Here is a 4,582-nt window from a genome sequence, read left to right as displayed (position 1 = left end):
TGCCCCGCCCTCCTCCGGCCGCCCCACCGCCCGCACCACTTCCACCCCGGGAACCAGCGCGGCCAGGGAGTCCGCAAGATCCGCTCCGGCCCCCACCAGGAGCACGGAGCCCCACGCCTCCGTGAGCCCCAGCAGCGCCGCCAGGCGCACCGCCTCCTCCTCCCCGCCCCGCGCGCCCTCCGCCTCCGGGAGCCGCTCGCCGCCGGGAACGCGCAGGTCCGTCTCCCCCCCGCGGATGGGGTACGCCTCCCGGCAGTTGGCGCACCCGAGCCGTCCCCCGGAAACGCGCCGGTCCTCCACGCCGTCCGCGAGGAGGACCAGCCCGAACTCCGGCCCGCACCGCGGGCAGCGGAGAACGTCGGTGAGGAGGATGTGCATGGTCGGGAGTGCGAAAGTGCGGGAGTGTGAAAGTGAACGGCGGGCGCCGCGGCTCGCGTTGGCGCCCGCGTGAGGGATGCGAGCCCGAAGGGGCGAGACTCCGCGGCCGTTTGCGGAGGCTCGCCGCCGTTAGCCAGCGTTGTTTGCTGGCTTACGGCGCCGCAGCCCGGCCCCCCGCCAGGGGGGACACGCCCAAACGCTCACCGGTCGTCCCGTCCCGCAGCGCTCAGAAGAAAAGCGTCTTCTCCGAGTACTGCGCCCACTGGTTCGGGGTCTCCCAGACGCGCACGTACAGCACGTGCTCGCCCTCGGCGCCCAGCCTCCGCCGCAGCTCCTCGAAGATGTACCGCGCCTGGTTCTCGGCGCTCGTCTCGGTCTCCAGGAACGGGGGGAGGTCGTTCAGGTTCTCGTGGTCCAGCTCGTCGGCGATGGAGCGCAGGTGGCGCTTGGCGTCGGTGAAGTCGTACGCCATGCCGCCCTCTCCCAGCGCGTCGAACGCGAGGCAGGCCTCCACCTCGTAGCGGTGCCCGTGCAGCCGCTCGCACTTCCCCTTGTAGCTGCGCAGGAAGTGGGCGGAGTCGTAGTGCGCCCGGACGTTGATCAGGTACATGACCCTACCCCGCGGACTGGACGGCGATGACCGGGATCTCCACCCCGGCCGGCTGGGCGGCGGCGAAGAGGACCGCCCGCGCCACGTCGTCGGGCGAGAGCATCTGCGCGCGCGAGGGGAGGTCCGCCCTGCCGTCCGGATCGATGGGGTCCCAGAGCGCGGTGTCGGTGGCGCCCGGCTCCACCAGGGTCGCGCGGACGCCGGTGCCGCGGGTCTCCTGCACCAGCACCTCGTGGAGCCCTCGCAGCCCGAACTTGGAGGCGGAGTAGGCGCCGTTCTCCGGGAAGGCCACGCGGCCGGCGACGGAGCCGATGTTGACCACGTGCCCGGAGCGGCGGGCCAGCATCAGCGGGAGGAGGGCGCGCACCAGCAGGAACGGCCCGCGCAGGTTGACGGCGATCTGCCGCTCGAAGGTGTCCGGGTCCGTCCGGGCGAGCGGCGCCAGCGCGAAGGCGCCGGCGGCGTTCACCAGGATGTCCGGCGTGTCCCCCAGCAGCTCGGTCACGTACCCCACCAGCCCGTGGACGGCCGCCGGCGAGGTGACGTCGGCGGGGATGCAGTGCCCCCCCACCTCCCCCGCGGCCCGCGCCAGCTCCCGCTCCGTGCGGGCCACCATCCCCACCCACGCGCCGGCCCGCGCCAGCTCCCGCGCCACCGCCAGACCGATCCCGCGCGAGGCGCCCGTGACCAGCGCCGTCTTCCCCCGCAGCTGCTCCTCCATCGTCCCCCCGTCCGAAGTTCGCCGAAAAGTGGGCCGACTCAGCCCATCACGCCGTTCACCATGCAGAGCCGCAGGAACTCCTCCCGGGTCCGCTGGTCGTCCAGGAACACCCCCTTCACCGCGCTGGTGATCGTCTTGGAGTTCTGCTTCTCCACCCCGCGCATCATCATGCAGAGGTGCGCGGCCTCGATCACCACGCCCACCCCCTGCGGCTCCAGCACCTCCTGGATAGCCGTGGCGATCTGCTCGGTGAGGCGCTCCTGCACCTGCAGCCGCCGCGCAAACACCTCCACGATGCGCGGGAGCTTGGACAGCCCCACGATCTTGCCGTTGGGGATGTAGGCGACGTGCACCTTGCCGAAGAAGGGGAGCATATGGTGCTCGCACATCGAGTACATCTCGATGTCCTTCACCAGCACCATGTTGTGGTGCTCCTCGTCGAAGATGGCGTCGCCGATCACGTCGCGCACCCCGAGCTGGTAGCCGCGGGTGAGCCAGCGGAGGCTCTTCTCCACGCGCTCGGGCGTCTTCAGCAGCCCCTGGCGGTCCGGGTCCTCCCCGAGCTCGCCGAGCAGCTCGCGCACGCGCTCCTGGAAGGGCGTGGCCTCCGTTTCTTCCCCGCCCAGCTCCGAGTGCGGGATCTCCCTCTCTATGATGGACATCTACTCCCCCGTGTATTCTGCGGAATTGCGCGGCGTCTCCTCCAGCACCAGGCGGACCAGCCGCCCGGAGGGGACCCGCGGCGCGAGCCGGTTCCAGATCGCCACCACCAGGTTCTCGGTGGAGGGGATCGTCCCCTGCAGCCAGGGAACGTCCAGGTTCAGGTTGCGGTGGTCCAGGTCGCGGACCACTTCCTCGGCGGCATCGCGCAGGTGACCCAGGTCGACGACGTACCCGGTGGCCGGGTCGGGCTCGCCCTCTACGGTGACGGCCAGCTCGTAGTTGTGCCCGTGCCAGTTCGGGCTGTTGCACAGGCCGAACACCCGCCGGTTCTCCTCGTCGGAGAGCGCGGGGTTGTGCAGGCGGTGCGCCGCGGAGAAGTGGACGCGGCGCGTTACGCGGACGACGGGCACGGGGCCTCCCGGGTGGTCGCCGAAATGAACGACGGGCCAGCCTCGCTCGCGAGACCAGCCCGTGTCGGGGCGCGCCGGGAAGGATTTTTGAAGCCTGTTGTGAACAGTTTGGAAAGCGTCCCCGCGGCTTCCGCCTTCCCCCGGAGGGGCGTGGCGTCGGCCGCAAGAGTCGGCCTCCGGCTTCAAAAGCGTTGGCTCAAAAATGGGGCTTCCCGGCGCGTCTGACGGCGACAAGTATAACCCGGCGCTCCCGGAGGGTCAAGGATTCCCGGGCTCGGCCGGCGAGCGCACCGGACGCAAAAAACGCCTGTGCGGACCGCTCTCCGCGCTGCGTGGTATCAGCGTGGAGACGCCGGCGCCCCGTACTCCGCCCCGGAGCCATGCCCGAAGCCGCAGAGGTCCTCCGCGCCGCCGCCGAGCGCGGCCACCGCCTCACCCGCCCCCGCCGGCGGGTGATCGAGGCGCTCGCGGGCGCGCCGGAGCCGCTCAGCGCCCGCGCGCTACACGAGGCGGTGGGGACCGACCGGATCGACCTGGTCACGGTGTACCGCACGCTCGACTGGCTGATGGAGATCGGCCTGGCGCGCCCGGTGCTCACCGGCGAGGGCGCGGAGCGGGTGGAGCTGGTGCCGGCGGAGCGCCACACCCACCACCTGGTGTGCGACGCCTGCGGGGCGGTGCGGACGGTGTCCATCTGCGGGCTCGACCGCACCATCTCCGAGCGGATCGAGCGGGAGCACCGCTTCACGGTGGACCACCACCAGCTGATCTTCCACGGCCGCTGCGGGGAGTGCTCGACGGAGCGCGGCCAGACGGGGTCCTGAGGCTTTCTGCTCAGAGCCTGAGCGCGAGGCCCAGGTTCAGCATCACGATGTGGGTGCGGTTGTAGGCCACTCCGGTGGCCAGGGCGCGACCGGAGTGGAGCTCGATGGCCCGGCTCAGGCGCGCTCGCTCGTGATCCCGGTTCCAGAAGGGGATGTAGTCCTCCAGCGAGGCCTGCAGGACCAGGTTCCTCGATCCGACCGGGAACTGGGCCCGGTAGGCCAGATGCATCCCCCAGCTCTCCTCCACGTCGTCGTCCGCGAGCGCGAGCACGCTCCCACCGAACTCCTGCCGGATCCGCGCGGCCCCGGCGACCAGGTAGCCCGCCGGAATCACTCGCGGCGTGGGCCAGTCCTCGTCGACCTTCATGTCCGGCAGCCGGACGGATAGATCGGCGTGGAAGAACCAGGCCGAGGGTCCCTCCGCCGAAATGTGCGCGAGCACGCCGTCATCGGTCAGGAGGAGCACGCCGATCGGGTCGCCTGCCGTGTAGAGGAAGCCGCCCGAGACGCCGACGGGACCCACGAGCCGCAGATCCGCCTCCACCCCGGCCACGCCACCGGCAACCCGGTCCGGGCCGAGCTCGACGACCGCGGGCAGGAGCAGGGAAGGAACGACCACGGTGGTCCGTTGATCGCGCGCGAGCGGCGTCCGGACACCCAGGACCGGGGCCAGGGTGAGACGGGCAGGAGAGACTCGCTCCTGCGCGGGTGCGGCGAACGCCAGGCCCAAGAGGCCCAGCAGGGCGAAGAGGATCGGGCGAGCCATAGGGATACTCCTGAGGCAGGTCCCTCCGAATCAACCGCAAGTTCCGCGCACAAGGATGCTCTGACCCGCGCTCCGATCGGCTGCCGGTGCCACCACTTGGACCGGTTTCCGCTCGGGTGGAGAGACCCCCTCACCCGGCGCTGCGCGCCACCCTCTCCCCGCAAGGGGGAGAGGGTTGAGGCCCCTCTGTCGTTCTCCCCTCCCCCTTGC

General features: G+C 71.4%; 7 protein-coding genes. 1 reads left to right on the top strand and 6 read right to left on the bottom strand.

Going from position 1 to position 4,582, the window contains the following annotated elements; translation table 11 throughout:
- From VGR37_03005 to VGR37_02985, 5 genes are all read right to left on the bottom strand, one after another.
- Positions 1 to 378: Trm112 family protein (locus VGR37_03005; GenBank protein HEV2146362.1), on the bottom strand; the 378-nt coding region annotated here is incomplete at its 3' end.
- 226 nt (positions 379 to 604) lie between these two features.
- Entirely contained in the window at positions 605 to 988 is a 384-nt protein-coding gene (locus tag VGR37_03000; GenBank protein ID HEV2146361.1) for a 6-carboxytetrahydropterin synthase, read from the bottom strand.
- Positions 989 to 992: 4 nt separating this feature from the next.
- Positions 993 to 1,709, bottom strand: coding sequence for an SDR family oxidoreductase (locus tag VGR37_02995; protein HEV2146360.1), 717 nt, complete (start codon positions 1,707 to 1,709; stop codon positions 993 to 995).
- Between the two features lie 38 nt (positions 1,710 to 1,747).
- Complete coding sequence (gene folE / locus VGR37_02990; GenBank protein ID HEV2146359.1) at positions 1,748 to 2,371, bottom strand: GTP cyclohydrolase I FolE; 624 nt, start codon at positions 2,369 to 2,371, stop codon at positions 1,748 to 1,750.
- Positions 2,372 to 2,782, bottom strand: coding sequence for a 6-carboxytetrahydropterin synthase (locus tag VGR37_02985; protein HEV2146358.1), 411 nt, complete (start codon positions 2,780 to 2,782; stop codon positions 2,372 to 2,374). It abuts the gene before it with no gap.
- Positions 2,783 to 3,162: 380 nt separating this feature from the next.
- Between VGR37_02985 and VGR37_02980 the strand changes: the two genes are divergently transcribed.
- Complete coding sequence (locus VGR37_02980) at positions 3,163 to 3,606, top strand: Fur family transcriptional regulator (protein ID HEV2146357.1); 444 nt, start codon at positions 3,163 to 3,165, stop codon at positions 3,604 to 3,606.
- Between the two features lie 10 nt (positions 3,607 to 3,616).
- Here the strand turns inward: VGR37_02980 and VGR37_02975 are convergent, their stop codons facing one another.
- Positions 3,617 to 4,372 carry a hypothetical protein gene (locus tag VGR37_02975; protein HEV2146356.1) on the bottom strand — a complete coding sequence of 252 codons (756 nt, stop codon included), beginning with the start codon at positions 4,370 to 4,372 and terminating at the stop codon, positions 3,617 to 3,619.
- Positions 4,373 to 4,582 lie beyond the last annotated feature (210 nt).

This window comes from Longimicrobiaceae bacterium (assembly GCA_035936415.1).
Taxonomy (GTDB): Bacteria; Gemmatimonadota; Gemmatimonadetes; order Longimicrobiales; family Longimicrobiaceae; genus JAFAYN01.
This window is presented reverse-complemented; position numbering and strand designations above follow the sequence as displayed.

What these genes read in the sequence shown, in the direction of transcription:
- VGR37_03000 (HEV2146361.1), bottom strand. Translation starts at nt 988, where the DNA reads ATGTACCTGATCAACGTCCGGGCGCACTACGACTCCGCCCACTTCCTG.
- VGR37_02995 (HEV2146360.1), bottom strand. Translation starts at nt 1,709, where the DNA reads ATGGAGGAGCAGCTGCGGGGGAAGACGGCGCTGGTCACGGGCGCCTCG.
- folE (HEV2146359.1), bottom strand. Translation starts at nt 2,371, where the DNA reads ATGTCCATCATAGAGAGGGAGATCCCGCACTCGGAGCTGGGCGGGGAA.
- VGR37_02980 (HEV2146357.1), top strand. Translation starts at nt 3,163, where the DNA reads ATGCCCGAAGCCGCAGAGGTCCTCCGCGCCGCCGCCGAGCGCGGCCAC.
- VGR37_02975 (HEV2146356.1), bottom strand. Translation starts at nt 4,372, where the DNA reads ATGGCTCGCCCGATCCTCTTCGCCCTGCTGGGCCTCTTGGGCCTGGCG.